Source organism: Enterobacter sp. TCD1-1, assembly GCF_020567405.1.
Classification (GTDB): domain Bacteria; phylum Pseudomonadota; class Gammaproteobacteria; order Enterobacterales; family Enterobacteriaceae; genus Enterobacter; species Enterobacter quasiroggenkampii.
The window spans coordinates 805,073-821,339 of the sequence record NZ_JAJCXF010000001.1 but is presented as its reverse complement, the minus strand read 5'-3'; the positions used below and the strand labels follow the sequence as shown (position 1 = coordinate 821,339).

Below are 16,267 nucleotides of genomic sequence, written 5' to 3'. Positions count from 1 at the left end.
GCATAATTAGCAGGCTTATTACTTCATGCTTCAGGTGCTCAGCACCTCATTATGCGGATTGTTATGTCACCCTCAGATGCCCCCATAAACTGGAAGCGTAACCTCACGGTTGCGTGGCTTGGCTGTTTTCTCACCGGTGCAGCGTTTAGCCTGGTCATGCCTTTCCTGCCGCTTTACGTCGAACAGCTGGGCGTGACGGGCCACAGCGCGCTCAATATGTGGTCCGGCCTGGTATTCAGCATCACGTTCCTGTTTTCCGCGATGGCCTCGCCCTTCTGGGGTGGCCTTGCCGACCGCAAGGGGCGAAAAATCATGCTGCTCCGCTCGGCGCTGGGGATGGCCATCATCATGGCGCTGATGGGCGTGGCGCAAAACGTCTGGCAGTTCCTGATTTTGCGCGCGCTGCTGGGCTTGCTGGGAGGCTTTATTCCCAATGCCAACGCCCTGATTGCCACACAAATTCCTCGCCATAAGAGCGGCTGGGCGCTGGGCACGCTCTCAACCGGCGGCGTGAGCGGTGCCCTGCTGGGGCCACTGGCCGGCGGACTCCTGGCCGACAGCTATGGCCTGCGCCCGGTGTTCTTCATCACCTCCAGCGTGCTGTTCCTGTGCTTTATCGTCACCCTGCTCTGTATTCGGGAAAACTTCACGCCCGTTGCGAAGAAAGAGATGCTCCACGCCAGGGAGGTGCTGACCTCGCTCAAAAATCCCAGACTGGTGCTGAGTCTGTTCGTGACGACAATGATTATCCAGGTGGCTACCGGGTCGATAGCCCCTATTCTGACGCTGTACGTTCGCGACCTGGCGGGTAACGTCAGCAATATTGCATTTATTAGCGGGCTGATCGCATCCGTGCCCGGCGTGGCGGCATTGCTCAGCGCCCCGAGGCTGGGGAAACTGGGAGACCGCGTCGGCCCGGAAAAAATTCTGATCTGTGCGCTGGTGATCTCTGTCCTGCTGCTGATCCCCATGTCGATGGTGCACTCGCCCTGGCAGCTTGGTGTTCTGCGCTTTTTACTGGGCGCTGCCGACGGCGCGTTACTGCCCGCCGTTCAGACCCTGCTGGTCTACAACTCCACAAACCAGATTGCCGGGCGTATTTTCAGCTATAACCAGTCATTTCGCGACATCGGTAACGTCACCGGGCCGCTCCTCGGGGCTGGCATTTCCGCCAGCTTTGGTTTTCGCGCCGTCTTTATCGTGACGGCAGGCGTAGTGCTGTTTAATGCGATCTATTCGTGGTTCAGTTTATCCCGCGCGTTACGGCCGGTGGCGGAATAAGACGAACGCCTGAAGCTTATTTTCGTATTCATACTTGCAGAATCAGATATTCAGCTATTCTTTCCCTGAAACCTTCTGGAAAACAGGGAGACACCAATGACCATGTACGCCACGCTGGAAGAAGCTATTGATGCCGCTCGTGAAGAGTTCCTCGCCGATAACCCCGGCGTTGAAGAAGAAGATGCTGACGTGCAACAACTTAATATCCAAAAATACGTTCTGCAGGATGGGGATATTATGTGGCAGGCCGAATTCTTTGCCGATGAGGGTGAAGAAGGGGAATGCCTGCCGGTCCTGAGCGGTGAAGGTGCGCAGGCCGTCTTTGACGGTGACTATGATGAAATCGAACTGCGGCAGGAATGGCTGGAAGAGAACACCCTGCACGAGTGGGATGAGGGCGAATTTCAGCTCGAGCCACCACTCGATACGGAAGAAGGTCAAACCGCAGCCGATGAGTGGGACGAGCGTTAATTTACGCTACTCGTAAGGGCCGTGGCTGGCATCGATCGGCAGCAGCAGCGTGTCGAAAATTAGCGAGAATGGCAGATCCAGCACGGTGAGGTAGCGCCATGCGGAGTCACGGAGGTCCCATTTCACGCCCGGGTAATACTGATTCCCGTGGCCTTGCCCTGGAATGGTGCGGCTGATGATGCTGCCGCAGCCGCTGAGCAGGCATGCCATCAGAACGACGATGATTATTCTCATGAGTAACCTCTAAAAAAATACCGGCGATTAAGCCGGTATTTTATCTGGCGGGTGGCGCTTCGCTTACCCGCTCTACTTAACCACTTACTTCGCCTTCAACGCCAGCGGGTTCAGCTTCAGTTCTTTATAGTAGTTTACCCACGAAGAGTATCTCTCCGGAGCGGACCACACACGGTAGTGAAGACGCGCCATCGTGACCGGGTCGCTCAACAGGACCAGACGACGGTCACGGTTGAGTTTTTCCGGGGTCTCGTTCAGCGCCTGCTCAACGTGACGATCGCGGGCAATCTCCAGCACCTGGCTGGCACGGTGGCGCGCGGTGGCCATCGCCGTTGCCAGGGCGTTGAATGACGGGTTAAACACGGCGTGCATAAAGCCGTCATCCAGCGTGCGATTGCGGTTCTGCTCGAGATAACGATCGGTGTCCACCAGCACCTGCGGCGGGGAATACTCTTCCGGGATCAGGAACAGCTTCCAGCGTTTGGTCCGCAGCCCCACCGTCGAACGGCTGGAGATCACGGAGACAAACGGCGACAGGATCAGCGAGAAGACAATCGGCGCCAGCCAGAACAGGAAACGCAGATCCAGCCACGCCATCCCGGCCGCCCACACCAGACCCAGCAGCAGCTGAGAACCGTGGCGCATAAAGGCTTCGCTCCACGGCGTGGAGTCGTCATCACGCTGCGGTGAGTTCCAGACCACTTCCCAGCCCAGGAACGCACTGACCACGAACACGGTGTGGAACAGCATACGCACCGGTGCCAGCAGCACGGAGAACAGCACTTCCAGCAGCAGTGAAAGGGTCACGCGGAAGAAACCGCCGTACTCTTTCGAGCCTTTGCACCAGATCAGGATGATGCTGAGCAGCTTAGGCAGGAACAGCAGCACCATGGTAGAGGCAAACAGCGCAATCGCCAGTTCCGGGCGCCACTGCGGCCACACCGGGAACAGCTGCCGCGGTTGCAGGAAGTATTGCGGCTCCGTCAGGGCATGCACGACCTGCAGCGCAGTAGAGAGCGCAAGGAACATAAACCACAGCGGTGCGGAGAGATAAGACATCACGCCCGTCAGGAACACTGCACGGTGAACCGGGTGCATCCCTTTCACCAGGAACAGGCGGAAGTTCATCAGGTTACCGTGACACCAGCGGCGGTCACGCTTGAGTTCGTCCAGCAGGTTCGGCGGCAGCTCCTCGTACGATCCCGGCAGGTCGTAGGCAATCCAGACGCCCCAGCCAGCACGACGCATCAGCGCCGCTTCCACGAAGTCATGCGACAGAATAGAACCGGCAAACGAACCCTCGCCCGGCAGCGGCGCCAGCGCACAGTGTTCAATGAACGGCTTCACGCGGATAATCGCGTTGTGACCCCAATAGTGCGATTCACCCAGTTGCCAGAAGTGCAGACCCGCCGTAAACAGCGGCCCGTAAACACGGGTGGCGAACTGCTGGCAGCGCGCATAGAGCGTGTCCATACCGGAGGCTTTTGGCGAAGACTGAATGATACCCGCGTTCGGGTTGGCTTCCATCAGACGCACCAGACCGCTCAGGCAGTCACCGCTCATGACGGAGTCCGCATCCAGCACGACCATATAGCTGTACTGATTACCCCAGCGACGGCAGAAGTCATCGATGTTACCGCTTTTACGCTTCACACGACGGCGGCGGCGACGGTAGAAGATCTGCCCTTCGCCCTGCACTTCTGCAATCAGCTCCATCCACGCTTTTTGTTCCGCCACGCAGATATCCGGGTTGTAACTGTCGCTCAGGATGTAGACGTCGAAATGCTCCGCGTTGCCGGTCGCCTTTACGGACTCCCAGGTGGCACGCAGGCCCGCAAACACGCGGTCAACGTCTTCGTTGCAGATAGGCATAATCAGCGCAGTACGGTGCTCAGGATTGAGGGGTTCATCCCCGACCGTTGACGCCGAAATGCTGTATTTGTCACGCCCCATCAGCAGCTGCAGAAAGCCCATCAGCGCTGTCCAGAAACCAGCCGAGACCCAGCAGAAGAGAACCGCAAACAGCAGAAGGATGCCGCTCTGCAGGATGTACGGCAGCAGCTGCATGAAGGAGACCCAGAGATCCTGGCCCATCATGTCCGTCGGGTTGATAAACGCCCAGCCCTGATAAGGCAGGATGGTTTTCATATACCAGGTCGCGACGACCGTCTGCGCCAGCGTCAGCAGCAGCAGGATATAGCGACGGATGGTCCCCACGGTACGCCATTTCTGTTCGGAAGCCTGCTCTTCTTTCGTCAGGCGTGACAGGTAGCGGGGCGTCACATCACGCCCGCGCAGGCGATCCCAGAAGCGGCCCACCGGGTTGGTGCGCCATGGGTCGGGGAACATAGAGGAACGCGTGGCCTTCGGCATCGCCTGAAGCTGATCGCGTCCTTCGTCGTCTTTAATCAACTGCCCTTCTGCCAGCGAGTCCGGCCAGGCCTGCTCCAGACGTGCCTTTACTGACCCCAGCGGCGTATCATCATCACGGGAATACTGACGATGTTCACCATCCAGCGCGGTGTGAACCGCGCAGATGTCGCTCTTAGGCAGTGCCGCTTTTTCGATATCCGTCAGCGGCATGGCATCAATATATTCAGATGTATTATTCATTGGCAGGTAGCTGATAGCTCCAGGTTTCACTCAGCGGCTGATCGTTACTGACCAGCGCAGCACGCATTTCAGTGGTCTGTTTCGGATCTTTCACTTTCACGCGCAGGGTCAGACGCCAGCCTTTGGTTACCGGGTTGTAACGCACGGTATTCTCAACGATTTCACCGTTATCACCGATGCTGGCCTGAGCGGCAACGGCAGTGTCCGGTGACAGTTTCTTCATATCCTGGCCTGTGAAGTCCACGACAAAGGCCACGGTACCGTCAGGCTGACGGATAAGATTAGACTGCTTCACATCACCCGTTGAGCGGCGAGTCTGCATCACATACGCGTTATCCGGCGCATGCAGCTTATCTTCGTCGCGGCTGAAGGTGATGGTGTACTTGAAGTTCATCTCTTTACCGGCTTCCGGCAACTGATCCGGCGTCCAGTAAGCGACGATGTTATCGTTGGTTTCGTCGTTGGTTGGAATTTCTACCAGCTCGACCTTACCTTTACCCCAGTCACCGTTTGGCGTGACCCAGGCGCTTGGGCGCTGGTCATAGCGGTCGTCCAGATCTTCAAAGCGGGAGAACTGACGACCACGCTGCAGCAGGCCAAAACCTTGTGGGTTTTCCATTGCGAAGCTGCTCACCGCCAGATGTTTCGGGTTGTTCAGCGGACGCCAGATCCACTCTCCGTTACCGGCATGAATAGACAGACCGTTGGAGTCATGCAGTTCCGGGCGGAAGTTGGTTGCTGGTGACGGCTGGTTCGGCCCAAACAGGAACATACTGGTCAGCGGCGCAACGCCCAGTTTGCCCACTTTATCACGCAGGTAAACCTTAGACTGCACGTCAACCACCGTGTCACGACCCGGCATGATCACAAAGCGATAGGCGCCGGTCGCACGCGGAGAATCCAGCAGCGCATAGATAGTCAGACGTTTGTCCGTTGGTTTTGGACGTTCAATCCAGAACTCACGGAAACGTGGGAATTCTTCACCTGATGGCAGCGCGGTATCAATAGCCAGTCCGCGCGCAGAAAGCCCGTAAACCTGCCCCGCGCCAATCACGCGGAAATAGCTGGCACCAAGCATGCTGACGATTTCGTCGTTTTTATCTTTGCTGTTGATCGGGTAAAGCACCTTAAAGCCAGCGAAGCCCAGGTCTTTCACCGTATCTTTGTCGTGTTGCACATTGCCAAAATTGAAGTAATCCGGGCTGTATTTAATCTTACGTACCGCTGTGGCCGTCACTTCATTGATGGCAACAGGCGTGTCGAAATACATACCCTGATGATAAAACTCAAGCTTGAACGGGGTCTTGATGTTGCTCCAGTAGGCTTTGTCGTGATTGAACTGGATCTGCTGATAGTCCGCATATTTCATATCGCGGAAAACGGAGGGCAAGTTACTTTTCGGCGCTTCGTAGCTCTTGCCCGCCATCGATTTTGCCTGTTTTGCGACATCGTCGATGTTAAAGGCCAGTGCCGATGAGGTATACAGTGATAACACCACTGCAGCACCTAACCAACGCATTTTCATCATCTGTGGTTTATGTTTCATAATAAGTAAGCACTTCCCCCTTTGTGTGCTTATATCGATCCGATCCATTTTAATGGAAACTCAGGCAATCCGACAACATTATCACTGCTTTGTTCAGCTGCTGGCTCATGGATTAAGCAAATGAAAGAACCCATTATTCACTTTGCGTGCTTATCCTGGAGACAGGGTGTCGGTCTTGGTGTAGGGTTGCTTTCGAATGTAACCATTATGAGTCTTAGGGATAAGACGAAAAGTCTGAGAATGCACAACGTTATATGAGCACAACACCAACAGAACGTGAATATTTCCTCGACTCGATCCGGGCATGGCTGATGCTATTGGGGATCCCTTTTCACATATCACTGATTTACTCCAGCCACACCTGGCATGTGAATAGCCAGATGCCGTCCTGGTGGCTGACGCTGTTTAATGACTTTATTCACGCCTTCCGTATGCAGGTGTTTTTTGTCATCTCCGGCTATTTCTCTTACATGCTGTTTCTGCGATACCCGCTTAAACGCTGGTGGAAGGTGCGCGTCGAGCGCGTGGGGATCCCCATGCTGACCGCGATTCCGCTGCTGACGCTGCCTCAGTTCATCATGCTGCAGTACGTCAAAGGCAAAGCGGAGAACTGGCCGAATCTGTCGCTGTATGAAAAGTACAATACGCTGGTCTGGGAGCTGGTGTCTCACCTGTGGTTCCTGCTGGTCCTGGTGGTGCTCACCACGGTGAGTCTGTTCATTTTTAGCCGCCTGCGCCACCACCTGAGTTCGACAGCCGACGCCTTTTTCGCCAACGTTACGATGGGCAAACTGTCAGTGCTCTTCTTGCTGTTGGGGATCGCTTATGCTGCCGTGCGACGGACCCTGCTTATCGTCTATTCGCCGATTTTAAGCGACGGGCTCTTTAATTTCGTGGTGATGCAGTCGCTGTTCTACATCCCGTTCTTTTTAATCGGCGCGCTGGCGTTTATTTATCCGAAGCTGAAAGCACTGTTTACCACTCCGTCACCGTGGTGCGCGATAGGTGCGGCCTTCGCGTTCGCAGCCTATCTGCTGAATCAGCGCTACGGCAGCGGCGACGCCTGGATGTACGAAACGGAAAGCGTGATCACCATGCTGCTGGGTTTGTGGATGGTGAACGTGGTATTCGCGCTCGGCCACCGCCTGCTGAACTTTAAGTCCAGCCGTGTGACCTACTTCGTCAATGCTTCGCTGTTTATTTATCTGGTGCATCATCCGTTAACGCTTTTCTTCGGGGCTTATATCACCCCGCATATCGCCTCCAACACGCTGGGGTTCTTTACCGGTCTGGTGTTTGTCGTGGGGATTGCGATCGTGCTCTATGAAATCCATCTGCGGATCCCGCTCCTGCGTTTCCTCTTTTCAGGAAAACCACAGGTAAAAGCCTCATAAACAACCGCGGCGCACTGAGTGCGCCGCGCTTTCTTCAGGTGTCCAGTTCCTGCCCGCGCTGGGTCAGCAACCGTTGATAAAGGTGGGTAGTTTCTTCGTCGAAACAGACAAAGATAACCTTCTCAGGCATCGGTTTTAGCGACAGGTAGCGGTAAACGGTTTCGACGGCGATCGTCGCGGCAGCCGCCTTAGGATAGCCATACACACCGGTACTGATGGCCGGAAACGCCATTGTTTTATAGCCGTTGTCGGCAGCCAGCCGCAGACAGTTCCGGTACGCCTCTTCCAGAATACTCGCCTCATGCCGATCGCCACCGTGCCAGACAGGCCCTACGGCGTGAATGACCGCTCTGGCAGGCAGATCCCCCGCAAGCGTAATGACCGCATGACCGGGAGGACACTCACCCTGCTGTTGCCGCACGGTTTTGCAGGCTTCCAGCAGCTGCGGTCCGGCAGCACGGTGGATAGCCCCGTCCACACCGCCTCCCCCCATCAGGGAGGGATTGGCGGCATTGACGATGACGTCGACATGCATGGTCGTAATATCGCCATGAATCACTTCAATTTGCGGTTTCATAAAGCCCCTCTGCAACCCGCCTTTTTCTTAAGTGTATCGCAGGGCTGCCCGGGAGAAAAAACTATCAGAAAAAATCCTCTTCCGCACAAAGCGGAAGAGAGAGCGTTATCGATACTGTATTTCGACAACCGCGAGCGTTTTTTCAGGGTTGAGGTATTTCATGCGCAGCGATGCCAGGTTCGAATCGGACACGTGGCCATTAAGCGCCTCTTCATAGCTGACCATGCGCGTTTGCATACGATTATTATCCGGGCAGGACAAGGCAAACTGTCTCTGATGCGGCGAAACTTCACAGGGGTCGGCAACAATGGCACCGCGAAAATGAATGACGCCACCGTTCACAATGGTAGCGGAATAAACCGGGAGGCTAAAAACAGAAACGATCAGGCCCAGACCCGTCACGAGTCGAGCGAAAGAGTGGTTCATTATAGGTACTCCTCAATGAAAATCGTCCTTGAGGGGTAAACGCACTTCATTATGACAAACGAAGTCTCACGTTAAGGAACATAATGACCTGGTCCCTGATATCAGCATAGCTCAACGGTACAGACCCGCCACATTCACAAGCCATTGATTCCATGAATGTTTAGATCGCACTTCCCGCTGGCGACCACTGTTGTGATAAATGAAGCGATTTTCCATCTGAGACGGTGACAACGATTTTTACCGTGTCTCCTGCGTTAATATTTAAACTCAGGCGCATTAAATCAATCGTCTGATTAGCGGGTATAAAAAGGGTATTTTGCTGTCGGGACGAACTTTGTCCCCCCTGCCCTTCCCGAACGGAAACAATCTGAACCTGACAATCACACGGCTGCGCCAGAGTGACCTGCGGAATAATGGTGGTCATATTTTCCTGCTGCGACGTTTTGAAGGTTATCTGGCTGGAAAGCGCGGCAAGGAGAATTAAGGTATTCATGATGAACTCCCGAAAAAAAACAGGGCATCAGCCCTGTTTTTTTGTAGCACAGATTTCAGTATCAGTACTGATGAGCTGTCGCGTGGTTACCGAAGCCGATCTGGGTAACGTTGACAGTAGAGTTAGAAGCAGTCTGGTCTACGAGGGCACCGTTAAAGCCTCCGGACTGGCTAACGTTCATAACAGATTTTTTACTGTTCCACTGATCAAGTGTTGCACTGTTGCCAAATCCTTTCTGGCTCAGGTTGATTTTACTGTCATCAGAACCCTGACCAACGTCAGCGCCGTTACCGCCACCTTTCTGGGTAATATTCAGCACAGAATTTCTGGCGTCTGTCTGCAGAGCAACCGCGGAGTTACCGCCACCGTCCTGATAAATATTCAGGGTTGAATTTGGGCCACTGTATCCGCCATGACCATGTCCATGACCCCAGCCGCCCTGATTAATAGAACCCGCCATAGCACTACCAGAAACTACGATTGCTGCAAGCGCTGCCACTTTGAGAAATTTCATGGTAAACCCCCATCGGATTGATTAAAGTCGTCGCGAAGGCGCTAATGTTGAATAACGTTAATCGCCATTTGCGACTGTTTCTGCACTACAACTGCGGTTTTCTGCGTACCGTACTGCGTAATATTTGCTCTATTACCCGACCCTTTCTGGATAATTTTCGCGCTATTACCGTATCCATCTTGCGTAATACCTGCATCATTCGCGTTACCGCTCTGATCGATCCAGGCAATATTGTAACCCCCTGATTGATCAACTCTCGCTCTGTTACCTGCCCCATCCTGGGAAACAATGGACAAGAGTTTTGAACCCTCCTGGCGAACCTGAGCGTCATTGAAAACACCCTGTTGACCAATAATGGCTGCCTGATTGAGTGATGAAAGACTTAATTCGTTAACCGCAAAGTTATATTCAGGATTGGCTAAATCTGAATTCGCTGCGGTTACAAATCCAGGCGCACCCAGTAATGTAAACACCATAAATAACGATGTGTATTTCATGTTGTCACCCTGGACCTGGTTATTGAATCACGCCATAACCGTATAACCGAGTTAATTGTAAAAACGATTCGTATTGTGTTAACGCGTCGTTACGGTGAAGAGTATGTCAGCTGAAACATTTTAAATATCTCACCCGCGCGGCTTATTTTTATTTTTCAGATCACCACAAAGTCGTAATTTACATCAAAAAACACTTTATTCAGGCCAGCTTATATTTTTTATTACAGGTGTTTTGCGAAAGGGTTGTACAGCGAGGCGAAGGCTGTCCACGGGTCTTCCCGGGGTGTTTAAACGTAACGACTGAAGAACATTTTTTCTCAGTGCGTGACACGACACCTGTTTTCTTAAGCCAGACCACTGCTCATTCCTGGACTTAGAACCAACCTGTAACTCATACTTAATTATCGTTTCATCAAAATAACAAATAACTCTATAAATCAAATAATTATAAATATTTGTATGATTTTTAAAATCTGTGCACCTCTATTAATATGTACAACTTTCTCATCATTTCTCGCCATTCATTACAAGCTAATTTCACAAATTAATATTGATTTTTACATTCAGTTACATGTTTAACACTTGCTTTAAACTTCGTAAAAGCTAGATTGAAATTAGATGTACGAAATTGGTTTTATATTTACCTCCCTGTGGAGGTTATGGTCTGATTCTACACACAGCAGTGCAACATCTGTCAGTACTTCTGGTGTCCTCTAATAAACAGGAGGGCAGCTGCCAGGTGCCAAAAAAAGTGGGGTTTCATCATGTATAATGAAGTCCATAGTTTACATGGTCATACATTACTGTTGATCACAAAACCTTCTTTACAAGCGACAGCGTTATTACAACATTTAAAGCAATCTTTATCACTGAACGGGAAATTGCATAATATTCAACGTTCTTTTGATGATATTGCCCCTGGCAGCATCATTCTGTTCGATATGATGGAAGCTGATAAAAAGCTTATCCATTACTGGCAGGATATTTTAAGCAGGAAAAACAATAATATCCGCGTGCTATTGTTGAATACACCTGACGAATATCCCTTCAGAGATATTGAAAGCTGGCCGCATATCAATGGCGTGTTCTACGTCACGGAAGAAGAAGACCGGGTGGTTGAGGGCCTGCAAGGTATATTGCGCGGTGAGTGTTATTTTTCGCAAAAGCTTGCAAGCTATCTCATTACGCACTCCGGAAATTATCGCTATAACAGCTCAGAGTCAGCACTGCTCACGCACCGTGAGAAAGAGATCCTGAATAAGTTACGCATTGGTGCTTCAAATATTGAAATCGCCCGTTCGTTATTTATCAGCGAAAATACGGTAAAGACGCACCTTTATAATCTTTTCAAGAAGATAGCTGTGAAAAACCGAACTCAGGCGGTTTCGTGGGCTAACGATAACCTCAGGCGTTAATCACATGAAACGCACGTTGAGTTGGATCGCCGCAGCGAGTTTCCTGCTCGCTGCAGGGAATCTGAAGGCCGTCGAGGTCGAAGTTCCCGGATTGTTAACAGACCACACTGTCTCATCGGTCGGGCACAGTTTTTACCGGGCCTTCAGTGACAAATGGGACAGTACTTATACCGGAAATATAACAATCAACGAGCGGCCCAGTGCACGATGGGGAAGTTGGATAACAATAACGGCCAATCAGTACGTTATTTATCAAACGTTTTTATTCCCCACAAAAATGGACTTCGATAAAAACGTAGCCTTAGCACTGGCACAATCAGAAGACGCTATTAATCGCCTGCAAATAGATAAAGCCCTATTAAGCACCAGCGATTTAGCAAAAGACGAGTTCTAGCGAACCGATATGCGGAGGCTGTCATGCGTATTGCATATGCAGTTGTTTCGATAATGCTGATCACCCCCATAAGCTGGGCCGGAAACATGACGTTTCAGTTCCGTAACCCTAACTTTGGCGGTAACCCTAACAACGGTGCGTTTCTGCTGAATGAGGCTCAGGCGCAAAACTCCTATAAGGATCCAAGCTTAAAGGATTTTAGCATTGATACCCCATCCGCCCTGGACAACTTCACTCAGGCTATCCAGTCGCAGATTTTAGGCGGGTTATTGACCAACATTAATACCGGTAAACCCGGCCGGATGGTGACCAACGACTTTATCGTTGATATCGCCAACACTGATGGACAGCTTCAGCTGAACGTGACCGATCGTAAAACCGGAAGAATATCCACCATTCAGGTTTCCGGTCTTCAAAGTAATTCAACTGACTTTTAAACAATAGCTAAATAAGGACAACGATCATGCAGCGCTTCCTGATATTTGTTGCAGTGTGCTTATTGAGCGGTTGTTTAACTGCTCCACCTAAAGAAGCTGCAAAACCAACATTAATGCCTCGGGCCCAGAGTTATCGTGATTTAACACATTTACCTGCTCCAACGGGGAAAATATTTGTCTCCGTATACAACATTCAGGATGAAACCGGGCAATTCAAACCTTACCCGGCAAGTAACTTCTCCACGGCCGTGCCGCAAAGCGCCACCGCGATGCTGGTTACCGCACTCAAGGATTCGCACTGGTTTATTCCGCTGGAACGTCAGGGTCTTCAGAACCTGTTGAATGAACGGAAAATCATTCGTGCCGCACAGGAGAATGGTACCGTCGCGGCCAATAACCGCACGCCTCTGGAATCTCTGGCGGCAGCAAACGTGATGATTGAAGGATCGATTATTGGTTACGAAAGTAACGTTAAATCGGGTGGTGCGGGCGCGCGGTACTTCGGTATCGGTGCGGATACCCAATATCAGCTCGACCAAATCGCCGTTAACCTGCGTGTGGTTAACGTCAGTACAGGCGAAGTGCTCTCTTCGGTGACCACCAGCAAAACCATACTGTCCTATGAAGTTCAGGCAGGGGTATTCCGCTTCATCGATTACCAGCGTTTGCTTGAGGGTGAAATTGGTTACACCTCTAACGAGCCGGTCATGATGTGTCTGATGTCAGCCATTGAAACCGGCGTGATCTTCTTAATCAACGACGGTATTGACCGCGGGCTGTGGGATCTGCAAAACAAAGCAGACGTGCAGAACCCGATACTGGTGAAATACCGCGATATGTCAGTCCCTCCGGAATCCTGACAGGAAGCGCATAAAAAAGGCGAGATGATTATCTCGCCTTTTTTTATTCGCTCACCGCCGTGATGTTTTGCGCTTTTTCCCGCCGCGACGCCAGCCAAAGACCGCTGTTTTTCATGGCATAGCCAAACAGCAACCCCAGCGCCAGGGAAGGCACCACCAGCTTCCAGTCACCCTGCCCTGCAAAGGTCGCGCACGCTCCCATGAAGGTTCCCGGCACAAACGAAAGCAGTAGATGCTTAGCCTGAACGCACATCAGGAAGGCAACCACGCCCGTCATGACGTACCCCAGTATCTCCAGATGCGGCGCCAGCGCGCTGCCTTTCATGATCACCAGCGCCCAGATAACCCCGCTCATCAGCGTGCAGCCTGAGATGAAGAGCCCTTTGACGCCCCCCTGCGGACAGGCGAAATAGGCCGTACAGCCAAGGAATCCGGCCCAGCTGAGCAATCCGAGAGACACGGCCACCCATCCCCAAAGTCCGGAGAGAATGCCCGTCGTTATTGCGATACAAAGTAATATGTTCATGGCGCGCATCTTAGCAGAAGCGCACCATAGAAATGCGATCAGAAGCACATTATGTGCAAATTGAAATGCGGAGTTGCAGAATTTATGTGATCTAAATCACTCTTCATTCTCTTCTTCCAGCTCATCCCACATCGCCGCGATCGCGTCGCGGGTCAGCGGTGCCAGCGTTCTCCAGAATGGCGAGGTGGCATGGGCTTCGACTTTACCCAGGAATGTGCCGACCCACGGCAGCAGGTACGTTTCGAACAAGGTTTCGATGGCTTCGTTCTCATCATCCCCGGCGTTGTCTTCGATCCAGGAGGCAGCAAGCAGCAGCGTACCGATATGATCGGCTGGCGTATCGCTTAGCGGCATACCGCGGGTGGAGAGGAAAGCACGGACTTCCGCTTCCGTCGCCCCTTCCTGCCAGGCAGAACGGTATGGCGAAACGCGGCACTCTTCACCGACGAACAGCGCATTGTAATCGGTCGCAATCTGCTGCACGTCGCAGCTTTTTTGCAGACGGGCCAGTAAATCATCCTGTTCCAGCGGCCAGTTCTCCGCCAGTTTACCTTCACGAATTAACGTAAAAAGGGGAACCAACAGCGGGTCTTGCGGCTGGCGATAATAGAGCGTACCCAGCACGCGGCAAAGGATGGAAAACTCGTTCATTTTTATTATTCCATTACACAATTAAAGATCGGCAAATTCGGCAATCGGCTCCATGCCGCGCGATTCGAGGAAATCGAGCATGCGGCGCGGGGTGACGTTCAGGATTTGCGCTTCCGGGAAGTTAACGTCATTCAGCACCTTCAGGCACTCGCTGAAATCGCCCAGCGTGAAGGCGGTATGGGAATCCGAACCCAGCGCCACCATGCCGCCCGCATCGCGGACGGCGGCCGCCACTTCGCGGCAGTTGGCTTCACTGCCCTTACGCGAGTGAACAAAGGAGGAGTTGTTAATCTCCAGCGCCACGCGGTGCTTCGCTGCCGCCTGCGCGACAGCCTGAATATCAATCGGGTACTTCGGGTTGCCGGGGTGGCTGATAATGTGCACATTGCCGCTGGCAATGGTGGCAATCATCGCCGCGGTGTTGGTCTCTTTATCCTGAGGTGCAAAAACCGGCTCGTGGAAACCGGCGAGGATAAGGTCCAGCGACGTCAGCATCGGGCCGGTACAGTCGATCTCACCGTCGGTATTTTTGATGTTCGCCTCGATGCCGCGCAGTATCCCAATGCCGTCCACCAGACGTGGCCAGATCCGCATATTCACAAAATGCCAGTAGTGCGGCGCATCCGCCATGTCCGGGCCATGATCGGTGATCGCGAACAGCTTAATCCCCTTAAGCTTCGCCTGGGCGATATAATCATGGAGGTTGCTATACGCGTGGGTACTGGCGACGGTGTGCATATGCAGGTCAACGGGATACATCTCTCTCTCCTCTGCGGTTTTTCCAAAGGATAGCAGTTATCAGCGGCGAATATTAGCAAAAACCCGGCGAACGCCGGGTTTCTCTCAGTAGCCGCGCTGTCTGTCGACCTGGCCGGTGACCGCGTTACCCTTCTCCATTTCGCTGATGGTATGGGATATGTACGCCACCGCTTCTGCCGGACGCGTCACGGCGGCCACGTGCGGGGTCATCGCCACGCGCGGATGTGCCCACAGCGGGCTTTCCACCGGCAGCGGCTCACGGCTATAGACATCCAGCATGGCGCCTTTTAGCTTTCCGCTGTCCAGCGCCTTCAGCAGATCGGTCTCGACCAGATGCACCCCGCGCGCCAGGTTCATCAGGTAGCTCTGATCGGCTAACTGGTTGAGCAAGTCTTCATTGATGATACCGACCGTTTCCGCCGTATTGGGCAGCAGGTTGATCAGCACGCGCGTGCCGTTCAGAAAGGCCGGGAGTTCATCCGTGCCGGCAAAGCTCTCGACGCCCGGATAATCTTTGCGGCTGCGGCTCCAGCAGCGCAGCGGAAAGCCCCACGGTGCGAGGGCTTCAGCCACCTTTGAGCCCAGCACGCCCGCACCGAGGATGCCGATGGTAAAGTCTTCACGACGGTAATCCGGCAGCGGCTCCCAGTGGGCCTGCTGTTTAAATGCCTGATAGTCATCGAAGCGGCGGAACCAGTGCAGTACCTGGCTGACCGCATATTCCTGCATCTGCTGCCCCATTCCGGTATCTTCCAGGCGGAACAGGGGAATCGATTCCGGCAGCATGTCAGGGTGCGCCTTCAGCTTGCTCAGAATGGAATCCACACCGGCTCCCAAGGCAAAAACGGCCTTTAGCTTGCGACCCTGGAGCATTTCTACCGGCGGATGCCAGACCAGCGCATAGTCAGCATGTTCGTTATCTCCACGCTTCCACTCGCGAACGCGTGCGCCGGGCAATGCCGCCGTGAGCGCCTCGATCCAGTAGGCCGTATCAAACGTGGGGTGATAGAAAAGTATATCCATAGTCATTCCTGCCTTTTATTGCGCTGATTTATTTTGTTTTTTAACGAGGTTGTCAGCATAACAAATTTATTGCACGGCTGCGTTGTTGATAAAAAAGACGCTTTCAGCACATTTAAGAATCATGTTGTCTGAAGTTTGTCTAAACGCGCTAAATTA

At 52.8% G+C, this 16,267-nt stretch carries 19 protein-coding genes; 7 read left to right on the top strand and 12 right to left on the bottom strand.

Going from position 1 to position 16,267, the window contains the following annotated elements:
- Nucleotides 1–63 precede the first annotated feature (63 nt).
- Together mdtG and LJA86_RS03925 are read left to right on the top strand one after the other, a co-directional pair.
- Nucleotides 64–1,281, top strand: a complete 1,218-nt coding sequence (gene mdtG, locus LJA86_RS03930; protein ID WP_229225672.1) for a multidrug efflux MFS transporter MdtG — start codon at nt 64–66, stop codon at nt 1,279–1,281.
- A gap of 96 nt (nt 1,282–1,377) precedes the next feature.
- Complete coding sequence (locus LJA86_RS03925; RefSeq protein WP_008500834.1) at nt 1,378–1,752, top strand: MysB family protein; 375 nt, start codon at nt 1,378–1,380, stop codon at nt 1,750–1,752.
- Between the two features lie 6 nt (nt 1,753–1,758).
- Here the strand turns inward: LJA86_RS03925 and LJA86_RS03920 are convergent, their stop codons facing one another.
- The 3 genes from LJA86_RS03920 to mdoG form a co-directional block, all read right to left on the bottom strand.
- A complete protein-coding gene (locus LJA86_RS03920; RefSeq protein ID WP_008500835.1) occupies nt 1,759–1,986 on the bottom strand; it encodes a YceK/YidQ family lipoprotein in 228 nt (75 codons plus the stop codon).
- Between the two features lie 84 nt (nt 1,987–2,070).
- Nucleotides 2,071–4,599 carry a glucans biosynthesis glucosyltransferase MdoH gene (gene mdoH / locus LJA86_RS03915; protein ID WP_126534314.1) on the bottom strand — a complete coding sequence of 843 codons (2,529 nt, stop codon included), beginning with the start codon at nt 4,597–4,599 and terminating at the stop codon, nt 2,071–2,073.
- Nucleotides 4,592–6,145 (bottom strand): glucans biosynthesis protein MdoG, encoded by a 1,554-nt coding sequence (gene mdoG, locus LJA86_RS03910; RefSeq protein WP_021240787.1) that lies wholly within the window; start codon nt 6,143–6,145, stop codon nt 4,592–4,594. The genes mdoH and mdoG overlap by 8 nt, the downstream gene beginning before the upstream one ends.
- A 254-nt stretch (nt 6,146–6,399) precedes the next feature.
- On the opposite strand from mdoG, the gene mdoC reads away from it, so the two are divergent.
- Nucleotides 6,400–7,539, top strand: coding sequence for a glucans biosynthesis protein MdoC (gene mdoC, locus LJA86_RS03905; protein WP_048027372.1), 1,140 nt, complete (start codon nt 6,400–6,402; stop codon nt 7,537–7,539).
- 34 nt (nt 7,540–7,573) lie between these two features.
- Here the strand turns inward: mdoC and ymdB are convergent, their stop codons facing one another.
- From ymdB to csgB, 5 genes are all read right to left on the bottom strand, one after another.
- Nucleotides 7,574–8,116, bottom strand: a complete 543-nt coding sequence (gene ymdB, locus LJA86_RS03900) for an O-acetyl-ADP-ribose deacetylase (RefSeq protein WP_045908290.1) — start codon at nt 8,114–8,116, stop codon at nt 7,574–7,576.
- 105 nt (nt 8,117–8,221) lie between these two features.
- Nucleotides 8,222–8,542, bottom strand: a complete 321-nt coding sequence (locus LJA86_RS03895) for a type 1 fimbrial protein (RefSeq protein WP_045908291.1) — start codon at nt 8,540–8,542, stop codon at nt 8,222–8,224.
- Between the two features lie 160 nt (nt 8,543–8,702).
- On the bottom strand, nt 8,703–9,035 hold the full coding sequence (gene csgC / locus LJA86_RS03890; RefSeq protein ID WP_048222497.1) for a curli assembly chaperone CsgC: 333 nt from the start codon (nt 9,033–9,035) through the stop codon (nt 8,703–8,705).
- Nucleotides 9,036–9,096: 61 nt separating this feature from the next.
- A complete protein-coding gene (gene csgA / locus LJA86_RS03885; protein WP_063621360.1) occupies nt 9,097–9,549 on the bottom strand; it encodes a curli major subunit CsgA in 453 nt (150 codons plus the stop codon).
- Between the two features lie 41 nt (nt 9,550–9,590).
- Complete coding sequence (gene csgB / locus LJA86_RS03880; RefSeq protein ID WP_048027369.1) at nt 9,591–10,046, bottom strand: curli minor subunit CsgB; 456 nt, start codon at nt 10,044–10,046, stop codon at nt 9,591–9,593.
- A gap of 764 nt (nt 10,047–10,810) precedes the next feature.
- On the opposite strand from csgB, the gene csgD reads away from it, so the two are divergent.
- The 4 genes from csgD to csgG are packed head-to-tail and all read left to right on the top strand — an operon-like array spanning nt 10,811 to nt 13,152.
- Complete coding sequence (gene csgD / locus LJA86_RS03875; RefSeq protein ID WP_021240790.1) at nt 10,811–11,461, top strand: biofilm master transcriptional regulator CsgD; 651 nt, start codon at nt 10,811–10,813, stop codon at nt 11,459–11,461.
- A gap of 4 nt (nt 11,462–11,465) precedes the next feature.
- The gene (gene csgE / locus LJA86_RS03870; protein ID WP_008500845.1) at nt 11,466–11,855 is read left to right on the top strand and encodes a curli production assembly/transport protein CsgE; all 390 of its coding nucleotides are present in this window, start codon (nt 11,466–11,468) and stop codon (nt 11,853–11,855) included.
- A gap of 23 nt (nt 11,856–11,878) precedes the next feature.
- Nucleotides 11,879–12,292: a curli production assembly/transport protein CsgF gene (gene csgF / locus LJA86_RS03865; RefSeq protein ID WP_023311106.1), complete on the top strand. Its 414-nt coding sequence runs from the start codon at nt 11,879–11,881 to the stop codon at nt 12,290–12,292.
- 26 nt (nt 12,293–12,318) lie between these two features.
- Nucleotides 12,319–13,152 carry a curli production assembly/transport protein CsgG gene (gene csgG, locus LJA86_RS03860; RefSeq protein WP_045357119.1) on the top strand — a complete coding sequence of 278 codons (834 nt, stop codon included), beginning with the start codon at nt 12,319–12,321 and terminating at the stop codon, nt 13,150–13,152.
- A gap of 43 nt (nt 13,153–13,195) precedes the next feature.
- Here the strand turns inward: csgG and LJA86_RS03855 are convergent, their stop codons facing one another.
- From LJA86_RS03855 to ghrA, 4 genes are all read right to left on the bottom strand, one after another.
- On the bottom strand, nt 13,196–13,678 hold the full coding sequence (locus tag LJA86_RS03855) for a DUF1097 domain-containing protein (RefSeq protein ID WP_139125294.1): 483 nt from the start codon (nt 13,676–13,678) through the stop codon (nt 13,196–13,198).
- Between the two features lie 96 nt (nt 13,679–13,774).
- Entirely contained in the window at nt 13,775–14,329 is a 555-nt protein-coding gene (locus tag LJA86_RS03850; protein ID WP_048027365.1) for a TorD/DmsD family molecular chaperone, read from the bottom strand.
- Between the two features lie 21 nt (nt 14,330–14,350).
- Nucleotides 14,351–15,088: a phosphatase gene (locus LJA86_RS03845; RefSeq protein WP_008500850.1), complete on the bottom strand. Its 738-nt coding sequence runs from the start codon at nt 15,086–15,088 to the stop codon at nt 14,351–14,353.
- Nucleotides 15,089–15,172: 84 nt separating this feature from the next.
- Nucleotides 15,173–16,111: a glyoxylate/hydroxypyruvate reductase GhrA gene (gene ghrA, locus LJA86_RS03840; protein WP_229225671.1), complete on the bottom strand. Its 939-nt coding sequence runs from the start codon at nt 16,109–16,111 to the stop codon at nt 15,173–15,175.
- Nucleotides 16,112–16,267 lie beyond the last annotated feature (156 nt).

Coding starts and splice junctions, on each gene's coding strand:
- mdtG (WP_229225672.1), top strand. CDS start 64: ATGTCACCCTCAGATGCCCCCATAAACTGGAAGCGTAACCTCACGGTT.
- LJA86_RS03925 (WP_008500834.1), top strand. CDS start 1,378: ATGACCATGTACGCCACGCTGGAAGAAGCTATTGATGCCGCTCGTGAA.
- LJA86_RS03920 (WP_008500835.1), bottom strand. CDS start 1,986: ATGAGAATAATCATCGTCGTTCTGATGGCATGCCTGCTCAGCGGCTGC.
- mdoH (WP_126534314.1), bottom strand. CDS start 4,599: ATGAATAATACATCTGAATATATTGATGCCATGCCGCTGACGGATATC.
- mdoG (WP_021240787.1), bottom strand. CDS start 6,145: ATGAAACATAAACCACAGATGATGAAAATGCGTTGGTTAGGTGCTGCA.
- mdoC (WP_048027372.1), top strand. CDS start 6,400: ATGAGCACAACACCAACAGAACGTGAATATTTCCTCGACTCGATCCGG.
- ymdB (WP_045908290.1), bottom strand. CDS start 8,116: ATGAAACCGCAAATTGAAGTGATTCATGGCGATATTACGACCATGCAT.
- LJA86_RS03895 (WP_045908291.1), bottom strand. CDS start 8,542: ATGAACCACTCTTTCGCTCGACTCGTGACGGGTCTGGGCCTGATCGTT.
- csgC (WP_048222497.1), bottom strand. CDS start 9,035: ATGAATACCTTAATTCTCCTTGCCGCGCTTTCCAGCCAGATAACCTTC.
- csgA (WP_063621360.1), bottom strand. CDS start 9,549: ATGAAATTTCTCAAAGTGGCAGCGCTTGCAGCAATCGTAGTTTCTGGT.
- csgB (WP_048027369.1), bottom strand. CDS start 10,046: ATGAAATACACATCGTTATTTATGGTGTTTACATTACTGGGTGCGCCT.
- csgD (WP_021240790.1), top strand. CDS start 10,811: ATGTATAATGAAGTCCATAGTTTACATGGTCATACATTACTGTTGATC.
- csgE (WP_008500845.1), top strand. CDS start 11,466: ATGAAACGCACGTTGAGTTGGATCGCCGCAGCGAGTTTCCTGCTCGCT.
- csgF (WP_023311106.1), top strand. CDS start 11,879: ATGCGTATTGCATATGCAGTTGTTTCGATAATGCTGATCACCCCCATA.
- csgG (WP_045357119.1), top strand. CDS start 12,319: ATGCAGCGCTTCCTGATATTTGTTGCAGTGTGCTTATTGAGCGGTTGT.
- LJA86_RS03855 (WP_139125294.1), bottom strand. CDS start 13,678: ATGAACATATTACTTTGTATCGCAATAACGACGGGCATTCTCTCCGGA.
- LJA86_RS03850 (WP_048027365.1), bottom strand. CDS start 14,329: ATGAACGAGTTTTCCATCCTTTGCCGCGTGCTGGGTACGCTCTATTAT.
- LJA86_RS03845 (WP_008500850.1), bottom strand. CDS start 15,088: ATGTATCCCGTTGACCTGCATATGCACACCGTCGCCAGTACCCACGCG.
- ghrA (WP_229225671.1), bottom strand. CDS start 16,111: ATGGATATACTTTTCTATCACCCCACGTTTGATACGGCCTACTGGATC.